Genomic DNA, 20,603 nt, shown 5'->3' on the forward strand with positions numbered 1-20,603 from the left:
GCCAGCGGCGGCCGTCAGCGCCGCGCCGGCCCCATCCAGCGCGTGCCCTGCGCCGTGGCCGGCAGCGGCCCGCCGCGCAGGTTCGCGGGGATGGGCACCACGGCCAGCTGGCGATCGCCGATCAGCAGCAGCGTGCGGTCGTCGTCCGTCAGCACCACGCGCGTGGCGTAGCCGTTGCAGCTTTCGTTCTGCACCTGGTTCGAGCACGAAGGTTCCAGCCAGGGTTCCAGGGTGCCGAGCGACGGGAAGATGTAGCCCGTGCCCAGCGATGCGCCGGTGTCCAGCACGAAGATGCGCGACTGCGAGAGCACGGCGTTGCGGGTGTAGAGGTAGGTGCGCGAGCCGTCACGCGACATCACGGCCTCCTGCCCGAACCAGCCATCCGGCGGCACCGGCTGCAGCATGCCCTGCTGCACCATGTCGTAGGTGTACACGCGCCCGTCCAGCACCCAGCGCGTGCCGCGCCGGTCGCTGGCACCGCGGTAGAAGAAGGACGGGGCGTTGCCCACCACCGGCGAGAGCAGCCCGTCGGCCGCATCGCGGCGCAGCAGCGGCGGCGCCGGCGAGAGGCCGGCCGTCTGCACGATCAGCGCGCGCTGGCCGTTGGGAGAGACGCGCCCCCAGGGCCCGCTGTAGAAGGTGAAGTTGCCCGTGGGCAGCGGCAGCACGCGGTCGGTCTCGAGGTCGACATACAGTGCGCCTGCAAACTGGCTGCCTTGCGACATCAGCAGGCGCTGGTCGCCCGTCACCACCAGCGGCAGGCCCACCGAGGTGCCCTCTGCCACGGTGCGGCCCAGTTCGGTGCTGGTCTGCGTCGACAGGTCCTGCGTGCTCAGGCGCAGCAGCGTGCCCGTGGCGGTGATGGCAATGACGCTGCGGCGGTCGGGGCTGAGCGCGATGCCCATCAGGCCGGCGATCACGCGGCTGCTCACGGTGGCACTGGGCTGGGCCACGCTGCCGCCGAGCTGGAAGCGCATCACCGAAGACTGGCTGATGTTGTGCACGAACAGGCTCTGGGTGATCGGGTCCCACTGCACGCCGCCCTTGATGCCCGTGGTGGCCACCACCTGCGCGCCGCGGTCCACCGGCGCCAGCACCTGCAACTGCACGCTGCGCGTCGGCAGGCCCGAGGCCGTGGGCAGCGTGAGGGTGTAGCTGCCGGCCGCCAGCGCACCCACCTGCAGGCTGAGCAGCTTGGGGCTGCGCACCGTGAGTGCACCGGGCGTGAAGCCCGTGGCCACCACGCGCTGCTGCAGGCCGGCTTCATCGAGCAGGCGGCCGTGGATCAGCACCTCGCCAGCCTCGCCGGCCAGCACGGCCAGGGTGTCGATGCCCTGGAACTCGGCAACGTCCTTGTTCAGGCGCAGCGTCAGCACCTGGGGGGTCAGCGCACCGGCGGTGACCGTGACCCTCGCGTCGGTGCTGGCGCCGTTGGGCAGGGCGCGGAAGCCCTCGGGGTCGATCGACCACTGCAGCGGCGTGCCGAGCGCACCCGTGGTGCTTGCCAGGCGCAGCCAGGGGCTGGCCGTGCTGGCGGTCCATGTGCCAGCGGCCACGCCGGGGGCGGCGTCCACGGCCACCGAACCGCTGTTGGCCGAGGCTGGGCTGGTGGAGGTGATGCGTGCCTCCACCAGAGGCGCCAGCACCAGGCCGGCGCTCACCACGTGCTGCACGTCCACCGTCACGCGCGGCTGCGAGCCGGCGTCAAAGTCGATCTGGGCGTTGTAGCTGCCAGCGGCCAGGCCCGTGCCAGGGCGGATGCTGTAGCTGCTGCCTGTAGCGTCCACCTGCAGCCAGCCCGTCGCGCCGCTGCCGTAGCGCACGGTGTGGGTGGCCGCACTCACGCCACTGGGCAAGGTGAGCGTCAAGGTCTTGGCCGCGGCCTGTACCGATTCGGCGGCCGCAAAGGCCAGGCTGCCCACCGAGGCCTTGAAACGCGGCTGCACCGTGGTGCCGTAGTTGATGGTGAACGGCGAGCCGCTGATGGGCGAGTTGCAGGCCGCGTCCAGGCAGGCCAGCACCCGCAAGGTGCCGTTGTAGGTGCCAGCGGCCAGCGCCGCGTTCGGCGCCACCGAGGCCACGCCGGTGCGTGCCACGGTGTCGATGGTCACGCCAATGGGCAGCAGCACGCCCTGGCCGGTGGCCTCCACTCCGATGAAGACCGATTCGTTGCCGTTGCCACCGCTGAGGCGCGCGGTGACGGTCTGCGCGCCCTGGCCGGGCGTTGCGCCTTCGAGCACGGTGAAATCGACGCGGCTGCTGTCGACCGTGAGCCGCAGCCCATTGTTCGAGGGGCCGCCGCCTCCGCCCCCACCGCCGCCGCAAGCGCCCAGCACCAGAACCAGCGCACCCAGCGCCCACCGCGTCGCGTTCTTCATCCAGACCATCTCACCTCCCGAGGAGCGCGATTCTGCCCGCGCCCCCCGGGGGTGGAACCGTCACTTCGGGCGTATCGCGTCCGCCGTCCCCTGAATGAAGGCCTTGAGCTTCTCCACATCCGCCGGCTGCAGCTTGCCGGTGAAATCGGGCATGCCGTTCTTGGCCAGCGCGCCGAACATGTACTTGTCGAGGTTGGCGATGACGCCCTGCGCCGAGTAGCCCAGGTTCGGGATGTTGCCGCCGCGGTCCACGCCCGGCACGCCGTGGCAGAAGACGCAGTTGCTGACGTACAGCGCCGTGCCTTCGGCGACGTGATTCTTGTCGTAGGCCACGCCCTGCACCAGTTCGCCCAGGCGGTAGGCCACGAACTCGGGCGCAGGGGCCTGGCCGTCGATGACGAAGGTGTAGACCGTGCCCGGACCCTTGCGGTCGGTGTGGCGCGCGGTGTGGCCGTAGACGCCACCCCAGCCCACCGCGATGCTCACGTACTGCTTGCCGTCCACCATGTAGGTGCTGGGCGCGGCGATGACGCCGGTGCCGGTGGGCGTTTCCCAGAGCTTCTTGCCGTCGCGGGCGTCGTACGCGATGAAGCGGCCGTCGGCCGTGCCCTGGAAGACCAGGTTGCCCGCGGTGGTGAGCGTGCCGCCGTTCCACGGCGAGACGTTCTCCGCGCGCCAGGCCTCGCGCTGGTTCACCGGGTCCCAGGCCAGCAGGCGGCCGAAGGGCGCGCTCTTGGGCGGCTCGGCATTCGCGAACATGCCCAGGTTCCAGCCCAGGTTGCTGTGCGGCTCCAGCGGGCTGGCGGCGTTGAACTTCCAGGCCTTGTTGTCCAGCAGCGTGACGGGCACGTTCTGCACCGGCATGTACACCAGCCCGGTCTGCGGGTTGAAGCTCATCGAGTGCCAGTTGCGCGCGCCATAGGGGCTGGGAATGATCTCCCGCGGGCGGTCGGCCACGCGCGCGATGTCGGTCTCGATGGGCCGGCCCTTGGCGTCGTAGCCCGTGGCCCAGTTGACGTCGACGAAGTTCTTCGCCGAGATGAACTCGCCGCTCTTGCGGTCGACCACGAAGAAGAAGCCGTTCTTCGGCGCGTGCAGGATCACCTTGCGCGGCTTTCCGCCGATCTTCAGGTCGGCCAGGATCATGGGCTGCGTGGAGGTGAAGTCCCAGTTGTCGCCCGGCGTCTGCTGGTAGTGCCAGACGTACTTGCCGGTGTCGGGGTTCAGCGCGACCAGGCTGGCCAGGTAGAGGTTGTCGCCACCGGCCGGGCTGCGCTTCTTGTGCGCCCAGGGGCTGCCGTTGCCGGTGCCCACGTACATCAGGTTCAGCTCGGGGTCGAAGGCCATGGTGTCCCAGGCCGTGCCGCCGCCACCCGCTTCCCAGTACTTGCCGGCAGGGTCCCAGGTCTTGGCGGCCTTGGCCATGCTCTCGTCTTCGAAGGGCTTGCTCGGGTCGCCCGGCACCGTGAACCAGCGCCACTGCTGCTTGCCGCTCTTGGCGTCGTACGCGGTGATGTAGCCGCGCACGCCGTACTCGGCACCGCCGTTGCCGATGATCACCTTGCCCTTGTAGACACGCGGCGCGCCGGTGATGGTGTAGCTGAACTTGCGGTCGATGATGGTGTCCACCTCCCAGGCCTTGGCCCCGGTGGCGGCGTCCAGCGCGATCAGGCGGCCGTCGTAGCTGGCCACGAAGACCTTGCCCTGGTAGACGGCCACGCCGCGGTTCACCACATCGCAGCAGCCCTTGTAGCCGTAGCCGCGGTCGACCTGCGGGTCGAAGCTCCACAGGCGCTTGCCGGTGCGCACGTCGATGGCGTGCACGATGCTCCAGCTGGCGGTGACGTACATGATGCCGTCCACCACCACCGGCGTGGCCTCCACGCCGCGTGTGCTCTCGAGGTTGTAGCTCCAGGCCAGGCCGAGCTTGCCGACATTGGCGGTGTTGATCTGCGTGAGCTTGGAAAAGCGCGTCTCGGCGTGGTCGAGGCCGTAGCTGGGCCAATCGACGGTGGTTCGCGCGTTGGCGCGGATGAAGCCGGTGTCCACGCGCGTGGTCACGGCCTTGATGTGGGCGGCCGAGCCCTTGGCCGCGGGGGTGGCGTTGGCGGCCGGCTTGGCGGTCTGCGCCACGGCCCCCACCGAGAGGCAGAGGGCCAGACAGGCCGCGAGGTGGTGCGGGGTGTTCATGCGTCGTCTCCTGCGCTTGTTCTTGAACCGCGCCCGGGTGTGGCCGATCCCGGCCCACCGCATGGCTGGGCCGCAGCTTCGCGCGGGCGCGCCTTGCCGCAAACAACGGGCTTTCCCGAATGAGGCGCTGTTCCGTCCCGGCACAAACTGCCCGCCATGCACCACCCGCCAGCCGGCCGCCGTTCAGCGCACAGCGCCGTGGCCCTGCCCGAGCAGCCCTTCTTCGCCAGCGCACCGCAGCGCGCCGCGCTGGCGCGCGAACGTTTGTTCGTCGAAGGCCAGCGCCCCACCGGGCTGGTGGCCGAGCCCATCATCCAGAGCTGGCAGCGCTGCCTGGTGGCGCACCGCCAGCCGGGCGAGAAGCTGGCCTTCGACCCCGTCACCGCGTCGCGCCGGCACGGGGCCCTGCAACGCGGACGCCCGCTGCTGGAGGCCGCACGCCCCGCGCTGGAACGCCTGCAGGCCACGCTGGCACGCACGGGCGTGCGCAGCTTTCTCTGCGATGGCGAAGGCCTGGTGGTGCACAGCTCGCCGGTGCCGGTGGACACCGAGCCCGTGCTCGGCCTGGCCAGCCGCCTGGGCGTGAACCTGGGCGAAGACGCGGTGGGCACCACCGCGCCGGGCCTGGTGCTGCGCACGGGCCAGGCCGTGACGGTGACGCGTGAAGAGCACTTCTTCGACCTCTGCGGTCGCCTGAGCTGCGCCGCCGCGCCCATCCGCGACCGCCAGGGCCGGCTGGCCGGCGTGCTCGATCTCTCCACCGAAGGCCGGGCCTTCACCTTCGATGCCGCGGCGCTGGTGGGCCTGTACGCCAGCAGCATCGAAGACGCGCTGCTGGCCGAGCCCGATGGCGACACCCTGGTGCTGCACTTCCAGGCCGACCCGCGCCTGCTCGGCACGCCCCTGCAGGCGCTGGCCGGCATCGACGCGCAAGGCCGCGTGGCCTGGGCCAACCGCGCCGCGCGCAGCCTGCTGGGCACCGACGATCTGCAAGAGCGGCCGGTGGCCGAGGTCTTTGGCCACGAGCTGGCGGTGTTGATGGCCACGGCCGGCACGCGCGGCCCGCAGCCGCTGCAGCTGGCCAACGGCCTGGGCGTGTGGCTGCGCGCGCGGCTGCAGATGGCGCCGGGCGCACGCAGCGACGACGGCGAAGGCCGCCGCACCCCGGCCCCCACGCTGGCGCCGCCCGCCGCAGAGGCCTCGACCCGGGCGGTGGCGCCCGAGCCCGCGCCCTCCGCAGCCGCGGACGCCGCGTCGACCTTGGCCGAACACGACCACCGCCTCGTGCTGCAGGCGCTGGCGCGCAACGGCGGCAATGTCTCGCGCGCGGCGCGCGAGCTGGGCGTGTCGCGCGGGCTGCTCTACCGCCGGCTGGCGGCAGCCCGCGGCCGGCCAGGAGAAAGCAGCGGCGCTTAAGCTCGCGCCCCTGCTGCAAGCCGCCTTCGTGGCCTGCCCTTGACCGGCCCGAACCGATGCGAACCCCCCGCCCGCGCCGCGCAGTGCGCCCGTCCACACCCGCGCGACACCACGTCCCTGTGCTGGCTGCCCTGGCCGCCGCCTTGATGGCCGGCCCCACGCTGGCGCAGGCGCCCGCGGAAACCATCGTCATCAGCGGCAACGGCACCGAACGCCGCGCCTTCGACGCGCCCTTCGCCGTGACCGTGATCAACGCCGACTCGCTGCGCGACGCCGGGCCCATGGTCAACCTCTCGGAGGCGCTCACGCTGGTGCCGGGCCTGGTGGCGAATGCACGCAACAACTACGCGCAAGACCTGCAACTCAGCTCACGCGGGTATGGCGCACGCGCCAGCTTCGGCATCCGCGGCTTGCGGCTGTACAGCGACGGCATCCCCGCCACCATGCCCGACGGCCAGGGCCAGGTGGCGCACTTCGACCTCGCCGGCGCGCAGCGCGTGGAGGTGCTGCGCGGCCCGTTCAGCGCCTTGTACGGCAGCAGCTCGGGCGGGGTGCTTTCGGTGGTGAGCGCGCCGCCCACGCAAAGGCGTGGGTCGCTCGATCTCGATGTCGGCGCCGACGGCTTCCAGCAGCTGCGGCTGGTGGCCGAAGCGCCCTTGGCGGCCGGCTGGCACGCGCGCGCGCTGGCCAGCGGCCTGCGCACCGACGGCCCGCGCCCGCACAGCGCGGCGCAGCGAACGCTGGCCAACCTGCGCGTGGGCCGCAGCACCGAAACCGACACGCTGACGGTCGTGCTGAACCACGCCGAGCAGCCGGCGCAAGACCCGCTGGGCCTGACCCGCACGCAGTTCGAGGCCGACCCCGGCCAGACCGCGACACCCGCCCTGCAGTTCAACACCCGCAAGAGCGCACGGCAGACGCAGGCGGGCGCGAGCTGGCGCCACCGCTTCGGCGGTGACGGCGCGCTGCGTGAGCTGCAGGCCGCGGCCTACACCGGCCGGCGCGCGGTGACGCAGTGGCAGGCCATCCCCGTGGCCACGCAGGCCGCCCCCGCGCACCCCGGCGGCGTGATCGACTTCGACCGCGACTATGGCGGCGTCGACCTGCGCGCCGTGTGGCGCTGGGCCGGCGGCACGCAGCTGGTGGCGGGTTTCAACGTCGAGCAGCAGGACGAAGACCGCCGCGGCTACGAGAACTTCATCGGCCCCACGCTGGGCGTGAGCGGGGCGCTGCGCCGCCAGGAGAGTTCACGCCTGCGCAACAGCGATGTCTACGCCCAGGCCGAGCAGCCGCTGGGCGCCGGCTTCACCGCCACCGCCGGCCTGCGCCACGGCCGCCTGCAGCTGAGCACGCAGGACGCCTACCTCCGCAACGGCGACGACAGCGGCAGCCAGCGCCTGCGCTACACCAACCCCGTGGCCGCGCTGCAGTGGGCGCCGGCCGGCGGCGGCTGGAACCTGTACCTCAGCGCCGGCCGCGGCTTCGAGACGCCGACGCTGGGCGAGCTGGCCTACCGCCCCGATGGCGCGCCGGGCCTGAACAGCGCGCTGCGCGCGCAAAGCAGCCGCCAGGTGGAGGCGGGCGCGAAGTGGCGCGCGCCGGCCTTGAACCTGCAAGCCGAGCTGGCGCTCTTCGACGCGCGCACCAGCAACGAGATCGGCGTGCTCACCAACGCCGGTGGCCGATCCACCTTCCAGAACGTGGGCCGCACGCAGCGCCGCGGCGCAGAACTCGCGTTGCGCTGGCAGCCGCACCCGGCCTGGCGTGTGCAGGCCGCGGCCACCACACTCAGCGCGCGCTACCTCGACGCCTTCATCGCCTGCACCGGCGTGCCCTGCACCGCCACGCAAGGCCGCGTGACGGTGGCGCCCGGGGGCCGCATCGCGGGCACGCAGCCGCGCAGCGCGGCGCTGCAGCTGGCCTGGGCCCCGCCCGGCACGGGCCGCGAAGTCGGGCTGGAACTGCGCCAGCAAGGCGCCGTGGCCGTCAACGACCGCAACACCGATTTCGCCGCATCGGCCACCACCGCGGCCCTGCGCGCGAGCCAGGCGCTGCCGCTCGGCCCAGGCACGCTGACGCTGCGCGCGCGCCTGGAGAACCTCTCGGGCCGGCCCTACGTGGGCAGCGTGATCGTGGGCGATGCCAATGGCCGCTTCTTCGAGCCCGTGACGGGCCGGCCGTGGCTGCTGCAGGCGCAGTGGCAGCAGCCGTTCTGAGCGGCCTGCAGCGCCCGCAGCGCATTCAACGCGGATCGTCCGCGTGGATCTGCAGTGCTTCCAGAAAACGCGAGACCATGTTATAGGCCGCGATGGTGGCCGCCACTTCCACCGCGCCGCGTTCGCCCAGAGCGCTGCGCACGGCTTCCATGATCTCGGGCGCGAAGTGGATCTCGCGCGTCATCGCATCGGTCAGCCTCAGCACGGCGCGCTCGGTGTCGCTGAAGAGCGCGCTGTCCTGCCAGTGTTCCAGCGCGTCCAGCTGCGCCTGCGTCATGCCTTCCTTCAGCGCGATGGGCGCGTGCTGGAAGGCCTCGTAGGGTGCGCCGTTGAGCACGGCCACGCGCATGATGACCATCTCGCGCAGCGCGCCGCCGATGCCGAGCTTCTGCCGCACCGCGGTGAGGTAGTTCAACCAGCCCTCGGCCAGCGGCGGGCTGTGCAGCAGCATCTGGTAGAGGTGCAGCACGCTGCCGCGTTCGGCGACGATGCGCTGCACCAGCGGCGCGGCTTCGGGGTGGGTGAGGTCGGCGTAGGGCAGGCGGGCCATGGCGGGGCTGGATCTCGGGTGGGTGTGGGGTGCTTGGGACGGTGCGGGGCGCCCGGGCATCGTCGCACAGCCGCCGCCAGGGCCTGGGCTCGGTCTTCGCAAGTCCTGGCGTTGCCAGCGCACGGCTTGCCCGAGAATCCGCAGGCTTGCCGATGCGCCCTTGCCGCATCCCTGCGTTGACCCCATGGCCGTGCTCCGTTTCCAAGGTTTCGATATCGATCCCGTCGCACGGGTGCTGCGGGTGGGGGGGTATCCCGTCGAGATCGGCAGCCGCGCTTTCGACGTGCTGCTGGCCCTGGCGCGCCAACCCGAGCAAGTGGTGAGCAAGCGGCAGATCCTCGACAGCGCCTGGGGCGCGCTCATGGTCGAGGAAAACAACATCTCGGTGCAGATCTCCACGCTGCGCAAGCTGCTGGGCGCGCAGGCGATCGCCACCGTGCCGGCCATCGGCTACCGCCTCAGCGTGCCCCGGCGCGATGACACCCCTGCGGCTGCGCCTCCCGCACCCCCCGCACCGTCCAGCGCTGCCCTGGCACCCACAGCCCCCCAGGCGCCCCGGCTCGTCGGCCGCGAGGCCGATCTCACGGCCTTGACGGGCTGGCTCGCGCAATCGCCCCTGGTCAGCATCACTGGCACGGGCGGTGTCGGCAAGACCGCGCTGGCACAGGCGCTCGTCGCCCGGCGCAGCGCCACCCTGGCAGGTGACGTGTGCTGGCTCGAGCTCGACCTGCTGCGCAACGGCGACGAGCTGGTGCCGCGGCTGGCGGCAGCGCTGCAGATCGAGATCCTGGCCTGCGCCGACGGGCGCGAGGCCTTGCTGCAGGCCTTGTCGCAGGCGCAGGTGCTGGTGGTGATGGACAACTGCGAGCACCTCTCGGCGGCAGTGGCCGAGATCGTCTCGGCGGCGCTGGCGCGCGCACCGGGCGTGCGGTGGCTGCTGACCTCGCGCACGCCGCTGCATGTGGCCGGTGAACGGGTCTACCGGCTCGACCCGCTCGCGACGCCCGGCCCCGGGGTCTCGCCGGACCACGTGGCCGAGTACCCGGCGCTGCAGCTCCTGTGGCAGCGCACGGTCGAAGGCGACCGCCGCTTCCTGCTGGATGCCTCGAACGTGAAGGTCGCCGCCGAGCTGTGCCAGCAACTCGACGGCCTGCCGCTGGCCATCGAGATGGCCGCGGCCCGTGTGGCTTCGCTGGGCCTGGTGGTGGTGCATGCGCAGCTGCGGCAGCGGCGGCTGCTGTCGCGGCGGCAGGGCCCCGGGGCCGCGCGGCACCAGAGCCTGCGCCAGACCTACGACTGGAGCTACGAACTGCTGACGCCCACGGAGCGCCTGGTGTTCCGCCGGCTGCAGCCTTTCGTGGGCGGCTTCCGTGTCGAGGTGGCCTGCCAGGTGGTGTGCCTCGACGCGGCCGATGCCACGCTGGGCGAGTGGGACCTCCTCGATGCGCTCGGTGCGCTGGTCGACAAGTCGCTCGTGCACCGGCACCGCGAGCAAGGCGACCGCTTCTACCTGCTGGAAAGCGCGCGCGACTACGCCGCGGAACTGCTCGAGCGGCAGGGCGAGACGGCCGCCATCCAGCGCAGCCACGCGCAGGCCCTGGCGCGGTGGTTCGAAGACGCCAACGAACAGCTCGACCACCTGGCCGATGCGCCCTGGATGGACCGCTACGCCACCGAGCGGGCGAACCTGCGGCAGGCCCTGGCCTGGGCCTGCGAACACGGCGAGCCCGACACGCTGGCGGTGCTGGTGGCCGGGCTGGCCCAGGTCGACACGCTGCTGCAGACGGCCCCCGAGGTCTTGCAGACGCCAGTGCCAATGGACCGGCTGGCCCTGGCCGGGCAGCGGCGCCGGGCCTGGGCCTGCCTGGAACTGGGCCGGGCCCACCACGAGGACGGACGCCGGCAGGTGGGCACGGAGCTGACGCGCCGCGCCCTCGACGACTACCGGGCCGCGGGCGACCAGGCCGGCGAGTACCGCGCCCTGGCGCAACTGATCCGGCTGTGTGAAGCGCAGCCCGGCCGGCTGGGCGAGGCCCTGGAGGCCTGGGCGCGGCTGCGCGAATCCGAAAGCTGGGAGCTCTCGGCCCGCGTGCGGCTGTGGGGCGAGATCACCTCCGGCCTCTTCTACCGGAGCGACCGCAAGGCGGCCCAGCTGCAGGCGCTGCAGCAGCGGGCGGCGGATGCCGGTTTCGCGATGCTGGCGTCCACCTGCCGCGTGCGGCTGTCCGACCGGCTGCTGGTCGAAGGCCAGTACGAAGCCGTGCTCGAGGCCACCGACCACGATCTGGAAAGCTGGGACCTGGGGCCCCGGCTGCGCAGCCTGATGCTGTGCAACCGGGCGCTGGCCGGTGTGCGCCTGGGGCGCCTGGAACTGGCCCGGCAAGCCGCGCGCGCCGCGGTGCGTGCGTCGCCCGGCGTGGCGTTTCTCGTGCTGGAGTCGATGGCGCTGGCCGCCACCCGCGAAGCGCGCTGGGACGACGCGGCCCTGCTGGCCGCCTGCGCGGCACGCCTGCGCCACGAGCGCGCCCTGCAGCCCGATCCGGCGGAAGCGGCCCTCATCGAAGACGTGCAGGCCGCGCTGGTGCAGCAGTTCGACGCGGGCAGCCTGGCCGAACTCCGCCGGCAGGGCGAGGCCCTGCCGCTGCAGGCCGCGCTGGCCCGCGCGCTGAGCGCATCGCCCCTGGGGGCCGGCCCTACGCGGGCGCAGCCCGCCAGGGCCGCTGCTGCAGCAATGCCTGCAGATCCAGCGTCTTGACCGGGTAGGCGGCCATCCAGCGCAGCAGCTCGTCGGCCACCGCGGCCGACAGCCCGCCTGTTTCGAGCAGGGCCAGGCGCATGCGCGATGCGGTGCGGTCGCCGAACCACAGCCCCGACAGCTCCGACAGCACGCGCCGCCCGCTGGCCGCGGTGATGCCGAGGTCTGCAGCGCGGCAGGCCAGCGCGTAGCGCAGGTTCACCAGCGGCACGCTGGCCGGGAAGAAAGGCGGCTCGGGGAAGTGCAGCAGGCACATCTCGTCGTCGGTGAAATCGGCGTGGCGCGAGAACTGCTCGTAGACCCAGCCGAAGCCGCGCATGCCTTCGCCACGCAACTCGTGCGCGCGGATGGCGCCCAGGCTGGAGACGCCCCACACCTGCCAACCGGCATCGAGCGCGCGGCACAGCTCCGCATGCGAGACGGCTGGTTGCGACTGGAACAGGCCGTCGCAGAGGATCATCACGCCGGGCCGGCGCGAACGGGCCAGCAGGCTGTCGACATCACCGCGCGCCACGGGCGGGCGCACGCGCAGGCCACCGCGCGACAAGGCCGCAAGGTCGATGCCGCAGGCCGTCGGGCCGACGAAGAGCACCGGTTCAGCCACGGCCGATGGCGCGTGCGACAAAACGCATGCCGGCGCGGCGCGTGCCGCCTGCCAGGTCTTCGCAGCGGGGAACGACGATGCGCACCACCTCCAGCCCGTCGAGGCCGGCGTCGAAGCGGTGCCGGGCGACCGTGGGAAAACCGCGCCGGCCGAGTTCGGCGACCAGGTCGCTGACGTGCTGCGCGAGGCTGCGCCCTGCCACCGGGCGCGAGGGCACGTCGCGGAAACGGATGCGCCGGTGCGTGTCGAACCACGGCTCGAGCTGCCGGGCGATGGCGGCCGCACGGTCCTGCTTGGGCAGGGCCGCGAACTGGGCGTGGTAGCGCGTCACATCGTCGCGTCCGCCGTGGATCTGGCTCAGGCGGGACTGCGCCGCCTCACAGACGGCCCGCGACAGCGCCACGCGGGCGTCGAGGTGGAGGCCGTGCCCGCCCGCGAGATGCACGGGTGCGCCCGTCGCGTCGTGCAGCACGGCAAAGAAGCAGGGCAGATCGAAGTCGTTCGGGATGCAGCGAACGGCCAGGTGGATGCCGAGTTCGCGCCACTGCAGCGCCAGCCGTCGGAAAGGTGCGGGCAGGTCGCCGGGCGCCACGTGCATCGAGCGGTCTTGCGCGTGGTGCAGGGCGATGGCGTCGCGCTCCAGCACTTCCAGCAACCCGTGGAGCGTGGCCTCGTCGAGCGTGTTGCCCGAGGCCAGGCCGGTGGTGGTGGCGCCGAAGACCTCGGGCTCGCCGAAGGTGGGGCCGTCGCAGGGGTAGAGAACCAGCGCCGACGGCACCCAGACCCGGAGGCCGGCGGCCAGGTCGTCCAGCGGCAGGCAGCGCAGGCGCTGGTCGGCCTGCGGCTGCCAGGACAGCAGCGGCACCAGGTCGATCAGCCGCTCGCCCCAGCGCCGCTGCAGCGCTGCAACGCTGAAGCGCCGGCCGAGGCTGGGCTGGCGGCCAGGGTCGGCCACGGCGAACTCGATGGCCTCCATCAAGGCGCCCACCTGCGCGTCGATGCGCCGCAGGCCTTTGCCCGCATGGACACGCAGACCCTGCCCGCGCGGGCGGATGCTGGTGAACACGGGCAGGCCCAGCTGGTCGAGCCGGGTGATGTCGGTCACCCGGGTGATGCCGAGCGCCGCCATCGCGGCGCGCGCCCGGCTCAGCGTCAGCGCGGGCGCGCAGGCTCGCAAGCTGGAGCCGCGGCGCAAGACGCGCGCGGAACCGGCACCGCGCGACGCGTGCGCCGACGCGTCATGCATCGCGGCGCGGCGCGAGGTTACTTGCCGTCCCGAGGCGGCTTCTTCGGCTTGTCGGCAGGGGTCTTCGGCGCCTTCTTGCCCGGCGCCTTGCGCGCAGGTGCCGGCCCGTTCGGGGCTGGATTGCTGGGGTTGTCGGGGGGATAGGGCGAAGCGCAGATCGCGACAGGCGCATTCATCCCGGCCCAGACCGTCTCAGCCTGCGCCTGACCCACGAACTGCGCGGAGGGCGAGCCGTCACCCAGCGCCTGGATCATCGCCCGGACCGCCGCTTCCGACACTGGGTCCAGGTCCTGAAAGATGATTCGCGGCGTGACGGCCGCTGCTGGAGCCGCTGCCTTCGCCTTTGACTTTTTGCTCGCCACTCGCTTCTCCCAAGTCCGTGCACCGTTGAACTGCTGAGGGCCTTCAGGCCTTCGATCCTCGCCGGCATCGACGCGCGGTGAATGTATCGCCTCGCAACCTGCCCATCAACGTGCAGGGCAGGCCCATTCGAACAGCACCCCTCACCTGCGGGCCGCCAGCGTGTCCACGAACTGTCCGAAAGCCGACAGCAGCGGCGCGCCGTCGAAGCCCGGGCCTTCGATCAGCGCCAGCGCCTGCACCGTGGCTTCCAGCGTCGAGACGTGGTCGGGCCGGCGCGCGGCGCGGATGGCGCGGTAGCGCGTGGGCGGCGGCGCGGGCAGAGCCAGGCGCGGCAGCGCGGCGAGCGCCGGGTGTTCGAGCAGCAGGCGCAGGCTCTTGCGCCAGGTGGCGTCGATGACGACCAGCCGGACAGGCCACGCAGCCTGTTGCGGGGCCGGCGCTGGCACCTGCGGTGCCGGCGCGGCAGGCCCGTCGGGATAAAGCAGCCGGGTCTGCCGCCCGGGCCGGTGCAGCAGGGCGGCCAGCCCCTCAGGCGTGAAACGTTCGCCCACCACCACCTCGCAATGCGCCAGCGAGAGCCGCAGCAAGCCCACGCTGTTCTTCGCCTGGCGCTGCTCTTGCGGGTGCTGCAGCACCAGCACCCCGCTGCGGTGCGCGGTAGGGCGCACCAGCGCGCACAGGCAGGTGGGCTGCGGGCGCAGGCAGCGTGGGCACGCGGCGCGGCGGGGTGCAGGCGGCAGGGTCGCCGGGGGCTCGGGGTTCACGCCCGCATGCTCGCATGCACGTCGGCGTGCGGGCGTCGCCCCTGGCCTTCAGGTCACGGGCGCCGGATTGAAGAGCACCAGCGCGTTGTGCAGGCCCCAATGCTCGGCCCAGGTGCGCTGTCCGCTGGCCACGGCCAGCAAGCTGCGGAACATCAGCTCGCCGAGCTCTTGCACCGTGGCGCGGCCGTCGGCAATGGGGCCGGCGTCGATGTCCATCAGGTCGTGCCAGCGTTCGGCCAGTTCGCTGCGCGTGGCCACCTTCACCACGGGGCAGGCCGCCAGGCCATAGGGCGTGCCGCGGCCGGTGGTGAAGACGTGCAGGTTCATGCCCGCGGCCAGCTGCAGCGTGCCGCAGATGAAATCGCTGGCCGGTGTGGCGCAGTAGTAGAGACCCGGCGCGCCCGGCGGCACGCGCTCGCCCGGTGAGAGCACGCCGGTGATGGCCGCGCTGCCGCTCTTGACCACGCTGCCCATGGCCTTCTCGACGATGTGGCTCAGGCCGCCGGCCTTGTTGCCCGGCGTGGTGTTGGCACTGCGGTCGGCGCCGCCACGGGCCAGGTAGTCGTCGTACCAGGCCATCTCGTCGACGAGGCGCTGCGCCACGGCCGGCGTGGCAGCGCGCGCGGTGAGCTGCGCGATGGCGTCGCGCACTTCGGTGGTTTCGCTGAACAGCACGGTGGCGCCGGCGCGCAACAACAGATCGGTGCAGTGGCCCACGGCGGGGTTGGCGGTCAGGCCGCTGAAGGCGTCGCTGCCGCCGCACTGCACGCCCACCACCAGCGCGCTGGCGGGCACGGTCTCGCGGCGGCGTGCGTTCAGGCGCTCCAGATGGGGTACGGCGCTTTGCACGAGGTGGTCGACCATCGCGCCAAAACCCACGTGCTGCGGGTCTTGCAGGCGCAGCGTGCTCAGCGTCTGCGCGGTGTGCAGCGGCAGGCTGCCCGGCGGCAGCAGCAGCTCGGGCTGCAGCTTTTCGCAGCCCAGGCCGAGCAGCATCACCTCGCCGCCGAAGTTGGGGTTCATCGCCAGGTGGCGCAACGTGCGGATGGGGATCTCGGCGCCCGGTGCGCTGATGGCCACGCCACATCCGTAGGCGTGCTCCAGGCCCAGCACGCCGTCGACGTTGGGGAAACGCGGCAGCAGTTCGGCCCTGATGCGCTGCACCGCCACGTCCAGCACACCCGCCACGCACTGCACCGTGGTGCTGATGGCCAGCAGGTTGCGCGTGCCCACGCTGCCGTCGGCGTTGCGGTAGCCCTGGAAGGTGTGGCCGTGCAGCGGCGGTGCGGCCGGCGGCAGCGCCGTGGCCATCGGCAGGCCCTCCAGCGACCGCGCAGGCAAGGGCTGCAGCAGGCGTTCATGCACCCAGCTGCCGGCGGCGACGTCGCGCAGCGCATGGCCGATGGCCACGCCGTAGCGCAGCACGGGCGCGCCGGCGGCGATGTCTTGCAGCGCCACCTTGTGCGCCTGCGGCACCGTGTCGCGCAGCACCAGGCCACCGGCCAGCACGGTGCCCGAAGCCAGGCCGCCGGCCTGCACGGCGATGGCCACGTTGTCCGCAGCGTGCTGCTGCAGCAGTCGGCGGTCTGGAGAAGACGGGTTGCTCATGGATCGAAGGGGCCGATGCCGAGGAAAGAACCGCCCTGAAGCTCGCGCTGCGGGCCTTCGGGCAGCAGGCGGTCCTGCAACTGCGCAGCCCAGGCTTCGGCGTTGTCCTGCGGGGCGTAGCCCAGGCGGGCCCAGGTGGCGTCGTCCTGCCACCAGCGGCGCGTGTTGGCGCTGCAGCCGTAGGCCACGGTGCACCCCACGCCGGGGGCGGTGAGCGCGCAGCGCACCAGCTGCGCCAGGTCGCGCAGGCTCAGCCAGGTGGCCAGCGCGCGGGCGTCGGTGGGCTCGGGCGTGGCGCTGCCGATGCGCAGGCACACGCTCTCGATGCCGTAGCGCTGCCAGTACAGCGCGGCCAGGCCTTCGCCATAGAGCTTGCTGGCACCGTAGAAGCCGTCGGGCCGCGGCGGGCAGGCCGTGGTGAGGCTGTGGCCTTGCGGGTAGCCGCCCGTCACGTGGTTGCTGCTGGCGAAGACGATGCGCCGCGTGCCGGCGCGGCGCGCGGCCTCGTACAGGTGCGTGGTGCCGGCCAGGTTGGCCGCCAGGATGGGCGCAAACGGCCCTTCCACCGACACGCCGCCCAGGTGCACCACGGCCTGCACGCCATGCAGCAGCGCGTCCATCGCGCTGGCGTCGGCCAGGTCGGCGGGGCGCGCTTCGTCGCCGGGCTGCAGCGGCGGCGCAGCCAGCGCGGCAGGCAGGTCGCTCAGGCGCAGCGTGCGGCACAGGGCGCGCAGGCTGGGCGCCAGGGCGCGGCCCAGGGTGCCGGCGGCACCGGTAAGCAGCAGCGTGTCGAAAACGGGCGTGGCGGTGTTCATGGGCCCAGGGTCGGCCCGGAGCGGGCGGGTGAAATCAGGTGCCTAGAATATCGAAACGTCGTTTCAAAAGCAGATAGGGGAATCCACATGGCAGGCACCCCGGGCCCCGGCCCGCGCATCGTGGCCATCGGCGAATGCATGCTGGAACTGCAGGGCCAGCCCTTCGGCACGCTGCAGCAGGGCTACGGCGGCGACACGCTGAACACCGCCGTCTACCTGGCGCGCTGCGGCGCGCGCCACGGCCTGCGGGTGGACTACGCCACCGCCTTGGGCGACGACGGCCTCAGCACCGGTCTGCTGCAGCGCTGGCAGGCCGAGGGCATTGCCACCGGCCTGGTGCGGCGGCTGCCGGGCAAGCTGCCGGGCCTGTACCTCATCGAGGTGGATGCACACGGCGAGCGCCGTTTCCACTACTGGCGCGAGCAGGCCGCCGCGCGCGCCTACTTCGACACCGCGGAGGGCGACACGCCGCTGGAGCAGCAGGCCAACAGCATCGACGCGCTGTACCTCAGCGGCATCAGCCTGGCCATCCTGCCGCCGGCCGGCCGTGCGCGGCTGGCGGCGCTGGCACAGCGGCTGCGCGCGCGCGGGGCCGCGGTGGTCTTCGACAACAACTACCGCCCGCGCCTGTGGGCCGATGCGGCCACCGCGCAGGCCGCCTTCAGCACCTTCACCGCGCTGGCCAGCACGGTGCTGGCCACGCTGGACGACGAACAGCTGCTCTGGGGCGACCCCGCCACGCCCGAAGGCGCGGCCAACGCGCTGGCGCGCACGCTGGCCCTGCCTTGCGGCGAGGTGGTGGTCAAGCGCGGCGCCGCCCCCACGCTGGTGCGGCTGCAGGGCCAGGCGCCGGTGGAGGTGCCCACCGTGACCGTGCCCAAGGTGGTGGACACCACCGCCGCTGGCGACAGCTTTGCCGGCGCCTACCTCGCCACGCGCCTGGCCGGCGGCAGCGCCACGGCGGCGGCGGCGGCCGGCAACCAACTGGCCAGCATCGTGGTGCAGCATCGGGGGGCCGTGATTCCCCCCGAGGCCATGCCGCGATGAAGCCCAGCACTGCCGAACCCAAGCCCTCCCTGCACCCGCGCGCCCAAGCCAGCTGGCGCGCGGTGGGTCTGCTGGCCCTGCTGAGCGCTGGCCTCGCCAACCCGGCACAGGCCCAGAACGCCGACGAAACGGGCACCCACACCCCGCGGCTGGCCCCCGGCCCGCAGCTGCGCGCCGAAGGCCTGCCCCCCATTCCCCGCCTGCCGCGCGCCGAGACGCCGGCACCGCGCAGCCTGCGCTTCGTCGACTGGCACCCGCAGCGCCCTGAGATGCTGGTGGTGGCCGGCGGCGGCACTGAGAGCGCCGGCACGCCGCAGCTGCACCGCCTGCGCGAGCCCGGCGGCCGCCCGTTGCCGCTGACGCGCGAGCGCCATGCCGTGCAGCGCGCGCTGTGGGAACCGCAGGCCGGTGCCTACCTCGTCTACAGCCGCGACACCGACGGCGACGAAGCCTGGCGCCTCTTCCGCCTCGACCCCGAAGGCCGTGAAGCCCCGGTGCCGCTGACGCCCGCCCACCTGCGCGTGGCCGACTACGCCTTCGCGCCGGAAGCCCGCGACGGCCGCAGCCTGGCCGTGCTGCTGACCACGCTGGACCGCCGCGCCGCGCGCAGCCCCGATGCCGACGACAAGGGCGACGAAGGCGAAGACAGCCCGAACCCGGCCCCAGGCGCCCGCCAGGCGCGCACCGAGCTCTGGCGCATCGACCCTCTGCGCCCCGAAGCCGAGCCGCAGCTGCTGGCCAGCGCCGAGGGCACGCGGCTGAGCGATCTGCGTGTGCTGGCCAACGGCGACATCACGCTGCTGCACACCGTGGGCCGCGGCAGCCGGGTGTGGCGCCACCCCTGGCGCGGCGGCCCGCCCACGGCCATCACCGGCCGCGGCGAGACGGCCACCACCACCCCCGGCCCGGTGCTGGCGGATGCCGGCCCGGCCAGCCCCACGCCCCCCGGCCTGCTGTGGACCCGGCCGGTGGAAGGCGATTTCCGCGGCCTCGCAGCGCTGGACCCCGACACCGGCCAGCGCACCCGCTACAGCGCCAGCCCCGCCGCCGACCTGGAAGGCCTGGCCGTGCCGCCGGCAGGCAGCCCGCCCCGGCCGCTGGCGCTGGTGCACAACGAGCAGGGCCTGTCGGTGCTGCGCCTCTTCTTGCCGAAGGACGGCGCTGGCGAGTTGCGCCGTCCGGACGGCGTGCCGCCCGGCGTGATCGGCACGCTGGCCTGGCACCCGCGGCTTCCGCTGCTGGCCTTCAACCACGTCTCGCCGCAGAGCCCGGGCCGTCCCTGGGTGCTGGACCTGGAGCGCGGCGAAGTGCAGCCCTGGAGCGCGAGCACCCAGCCCGCGGGCACCGTGCAGCCCGAACTGCGCACGCTGCGCTGGAAAAGCTTCGACGGCACCGAGATCAGCGCGCTGCACATCGCCCCGCCGGCGAGCTTCAGCGGGCCGAGGCCGGTGTTCATCGAGATCCACGGCGGGCCGAGCTCGCAGGCGCGCCCCAGCTACCTGCAAGGCACGCTGCGCCACGTGGTGCAGGAACTCGGCATGCACCTGGTGCTGCCCAACGTGCGCGGCAGCGAGGGCTTCGGCCGGCGCTTCCTCGACCTGGACAACGGCCGCCAGCGCGAAAACGCCGTGCGCGACATCAGCGGCCTGCTCGACCACCTGGCCACGCTGCCGGGCGTGGACGCGGGCCGCGTGGTGGTGGCCGGCGGCAGCTACGGCGGCTACATGGCGCTGGCCGTGGCAGCGGCCGAGAACGCGCGCATCCTGGGCGCCATCAACCGCTTGGGCATCAGCAACTTCGTGAGCCTGCTGGAGAACACCGAGAGCTACCGGCGCGACAACCGCCGGCTCGAATACGGTGACGAGCGCGACCCCGCGATGCGCGCCTTCCTGAACAGCATCTCGCCGCTGAACCGCGTGGCGCAGATGAAGAAGCCGATGTTCATCGTGCACGGCCGCAACGACCCGCGCGTGCCCTGGCGCGAGGCCGAGCAGATCGTGCAGGCGCTGCGCGCGCAAGGCACGCCGGTGTGGTTTCTCACCGGCGAGAACGAAGGTCACGGCTTCAACCGCGCCGACAACCGCAACTTCCTGCACCACGCCACGGTGGAATTCGTGCAGCGGCTGCTGGCCGGCCGCCCGGTGAGCGACCCGCCCTGAGGGTGCTTCAGGCCGCGGCCCGCGCCTCGGCCCGCCACAGCTGCGCGATGGTGCGCAGGTTGGCCACGGCCAGGCAGGCCTCCAGCAAGGTGCCGCCGATGCTGCCCACCAGCAGGTTGTTCACCAGCCACAGCAGCGTGCCCACCAGCATCAGCGCGCGCATGCGCAGGCCGTGCAGGAAGAACAGCGCCGTGGTGCCGATGCAAGAGGCCGCGATGGGCAGCAAGCTCAGCCAGCCCTGGAACAACCAGGCCCCGAGCGCCAGGCTCAGCGCAATGAAGAACAGGCCCACCGCCGGCGTGCGCCACTTCAAGGAAGCGATGGAACGCCCGAGCGACACCGCCGTGCTGGCCACCGCCGTGGGCTGGCCCAGCAGCGCGAAGTGGCCGATGTAGGCCGCGCACTCGGCCGCCATGAAGAGCTTGAAGCGGCGGTCGTCGGTTTGGAGGAAACAGGCCAGCCCCAGGGCGAAGGCGGCATAACCCAGCAACT

Annotated in this window: 15 protein-coding genes; 5 read left to right on the forward strand and 10 right to left on the reverse strand. The window is 72.8% G+C overall.

Going from position 1 to position 20,603, the window contains the following annotated elements; translation table 11 throughout:
* Positions 1 to 14 precede the first annotated feature (14 nt).
* Complete coding sequence (locus EOE66_RS06930) at positions 15 to 2,378, reverse strand: hypothetical protein (RefSeq protein WP_128227932.1); 2,364 nt, start codon at positions 2,376 to 2,378, stop codon at positions 15 to 17.
* Positions 2,379 to 2,438: 60 nt separating this feature from the next.
* Complete coding sequence (locus EOE66_RS06935; protein ID WP_128227933.1) at positions 2,439 to 4,568, reverse strand: PQQ-dependent dehydrogenase, methanol/ethanol family; 2,130 nt, start codon at positions 4,566 to 4,568, stop codon at positions 2,439 to 2,441.
* A gap of 156 nt (positions 4,569 to 4,724) precedes the next feature.
* Between EOE66_RS06935 and EOE66_RS06940 the strand changes: the two genes are divergently transcribed.
* Both EOE66_RS06940 and EOE66_RS06945 read left to right on the forward strand, forming a co-directional pair.
* Positions 4,725 to 5,984, forward strand: a complete 1,260-nt coding sequence (locus EOE66_RS06940) for a helix-turn-helix domain-containing protein (protein ID WP_128227934.1) — start codon at positions 4,725 to 4,727, stop codon at positions 5,982 to 5,984.
* A 56-nt stretch (positions 5,985 to 6,040) separates the two neighbouring features.
* Positions 6,041 to 8,200 carry a TonB-dependent receptor family protein gene (locus tag EOE66_RS06945; RefSeq protein WP_128227935.1) on the forward strand — a complete coding sequence of 720 codons (2,160 nt, stop codon included), beginning with the start codon at positions 6,041 to 6,043 and terminating at the stop codon, positions 8,198 to 8,200.
* A 25-nt stretch (positions 8,201 to 8,225) separates the two neighbouring features.
* Here EOE66_RS06945 and EOE66_RS06950 read toward each other — a convergent pair whose 3' ends face one another.
* Positions 8,226 to 8,750 carry a carboxymuconolactone decarboxylase family protein gene (locus EOE66_RS06950; RefSeq protein WP_128227936.1) on the reverse strand — a complete coding sequence of 175 codons (525 nt, stop codon included), beginning with the start codon at positions 8,748 to 8,750 and terminating at the stop codon, positions 8,226 to 8,228.
* A gap of 184 nt (positions 8,751 to 8,934) precedes the next feature.
* Here EOE66_RS06950 and EOE66_RS06955 point away from each other — a divergent pair, with 184 nt between their 5' ends.
* On the forward strand, positions 8,935 to 11,505 hold the full coding sequence (locus EOE66_RS06955) for an ATP-binding protein (protein WP_164885015.1): 2,571 nt from the start codon (positions 8,935 to 8,937) through the stop codon (positions 11,503 to 11,505).
* Here the strand turns inward: EOE66_RS06955 and EOE66_RS06960 are convergent.
* The 6 genes from EOE66_RS06960 to EOE66_RS06985 all read right to left on the reverse strand — a co-directional run bounded on the left by EOE66_RS06960 (position 11,444) and on the right by EOE66_RS06985 (position 16,905).
* Positions 11,444 to 12,109 carry a TfuA-like protein gene (locus EOE66_RS06960; RefSeq protein WP_128227938.1) on the reverse strand — a complete coding sequence of 222 codons (666 nt, stop codon included), beginning with the start codon at positions 12,107 to 12,109 and terminating at the stop codon, positions 11,444 to 11,446. The genes EOE66_RS06955 and EOE66_RS06960 overlap by 62 nt on opposite strands.
* Entirely contained in the window at positions 12,102 to 13,355 is a 1,254-nt protein-coding gene (locus EOE66_RS06965; RefSeq protein WP_128227939.1) for a YcaO-like family protein, read from the reverse strand. The genes EOE66_RS06960 and EOE66_RS06965 overlap by 8 nt, the downstream gene beginning before the upstream one ends.
* Before the next feature lie 17 nt (positions 13,356 to 13,372).
* A complete protein-coding gene (locus EOE66_RS06970) occupies positions 13,373 to 13,717 on the reverse strand; it encodes a hypothetical protein (protein ID WP_128227940.1) in 345 nt (114 codons plus the stop codon).
* A gap of 141 nt (positions 13,718 to 13,858) precedes the next feature.
* Positions 13,859 to 14,482: a DTW domain-containing protein gene (locus EOE66_RS06975; RefSeq protein ID WP_245478941.1), complete on the reverse strand. Its 624-nt coding sequence runs from the start codon at positions 14,480 to 14,482 to the stop codon at positions 13,859 to 13,861.
* Between the two features lie 48 nt (positions 14,483 to 14,530).
* Positions 14,531 to 16,090, reverse strand: coding sequence for a galactarate dehydratase (garD, locus tag EOE66_RS06980; protein WP_128227941.1), 1,560 nt, complete (start codon positions 16,088 to 16,090; stop codon positions 14,531 to 14,533).
* The gene (locus tag EOE66_RS06985) at positions 16,087 to 16,905 is read right to left on the reverse strand and encodes an NAD-dependent epimerase/dehydratase family protein (protein ID WP_128227942.1); all 819 of its coding nucleotides are present in this window, start codon (positions 16,903 to 16,905) and stop codon (positions 16,087 to 16,089) included. The genes garD and EOE66_RS06985 overlap by 4 nt, the downstream gene beginning before the upstream one ends.
* 87 nt (positions 16,906 to 16,992) lie before the next feature.
* Between EOE66_RS06985 and EOE66_RS06990 the strand changes: the two genes are divergently transcribed.
* On the forward strand, positions 16,993 to 17,952 hold the full coding sequence (locus tag EOE66_RS06990; protein ID WP_128227943.1) for a sugar kinase: 960 nt from the start codon (positions 16,993 to 16,995) through the stop codon (positions 17,950 to 17,952).
* Complete coding sequence (locus EOE66_RS06995) at positions 17,949 to 20,111, forward strand: S9 family peptidase (RefSeq protein WP_128227944.1); 2,163 nt, start codon at positions 17,949 to 17,951, stop codon at positions 20,109 to 20,111. The genes EOE66_RS06990 and EOE66_RS06995 overlap by 4 nt, the downstream gene beginning before the upstream one ends.
* A 7-nt stretch (positions 20,112 to 20,118) precedes the next feature.
* Here EOE66_RS06995 and EOE66_RS07000 read toward each other — a convergent pair whose 3' ends face one another.
* Complete coding sequence (locus EOE66_RS07000) at positions 20,119 to 20,601, reverse strand: YgjV family protein (RefSeq protein ID WP_205702646.1); 483 nt, start codon at positions 20,599 to 20,601, stop codon at positions 20,119 to 20,121.
* Between the last annotated feature and the right edge of the window lie 2 nt (positions 20,602 to 20,603).

It is taken from the genome of Rubrivivax rivuli, from assembly GCF_004016505.1.
Taxonomy (GTDB): domain Bacteria; phylum Pseudomonadota; class Gammaproteobacteria; order Burkholderiales; family Burkholderiaceae_C; genus Rubrivivax; species Rubrivivax rivuli.

Excerpts from the sequence above, each read along its gene's own strand:
- EOE66_RS06930 (WP_128227932.1), bottom strand. The coding sequence starts at position 2,378 with ATGAAGAACGCGACGCGGTGGGCGCTGGGTGCGCTGGTTCTGGTGCTG.
- EOE66_RS06995 (WP_128227944.1), top strand. The coding sequence starts at position 17,949 with ATGAAGCCCAGCACTGCCGAACCCAAGCCCTCCCTGCACCCGCGCGCC.
- EOE66_RS06940 (WP_128227934.1), top strand. The coding sequence starts at position 4,725 with ATGCACCACCCGCCAGCCGGCCGCCGTTCAGCGCACAGCGCCGTGGCC.
- EOE66_RS06950 (WP_128227936.1), bottom strand. The coding sequence starts at position 8,750 with ATGGCCCGCCTGCCCTACGCCGACCTCACCCACCCCGAAGCCGCGCCG.
- EOE66_RS06965 (WP_128227939.1), bottom strand. The coding sequence starts at position 13,355 with ATGCATGACGCGTCGGCGCACGCGTCGCGCGGTGCCGGTTCCGCGCGC.
- EOE66_RS06985 (WP_128227942.1), bottom strand. The coding sequence starts at position 16,905 with ATGAACACCGCCACGCCCGTTTTCGACACGCTGCTGCTTACCGGTGCC.
- EOE66_RS06955 (WP_164885015.1), top strand. The coding sequence starts at position 8,935 with ATGGCCGTGCTCCGTTTCCAAGGTTTCGATATCGATCCCGTCGCACGG.
- EOE66_RS06990 (WP_128227943.1), top strand. The coding sequence starts at position 16,993 with ATGGCAGGCACCCCGGGCCCCGGCCCGCGCATCGTGGCCATCGGCGAA.
- garD (WP_128227941.1), bottom strand. The coding sequence starts at position 16,090 with ATGAGCAACCCGTCTTCTCCAGACCGCCGACTGCTGCAGCAGCACGCT.
- EOE66_RS06945 (WP_128227935.1), top strand. The coding sequence starts at position 6,041 with ATGCGAACCCCCCGCCCGCGCCGCGCAGTGCGCCCGTCCACACCCGCG.
- EOE66_RS06935 (WP_128227933.1), bottom strand. The coding sequence starts at position 4,568 with ATGAACACCCCGCACCACCTCGCGGCCTGTCTGGCCCTCTGCCTCTCG.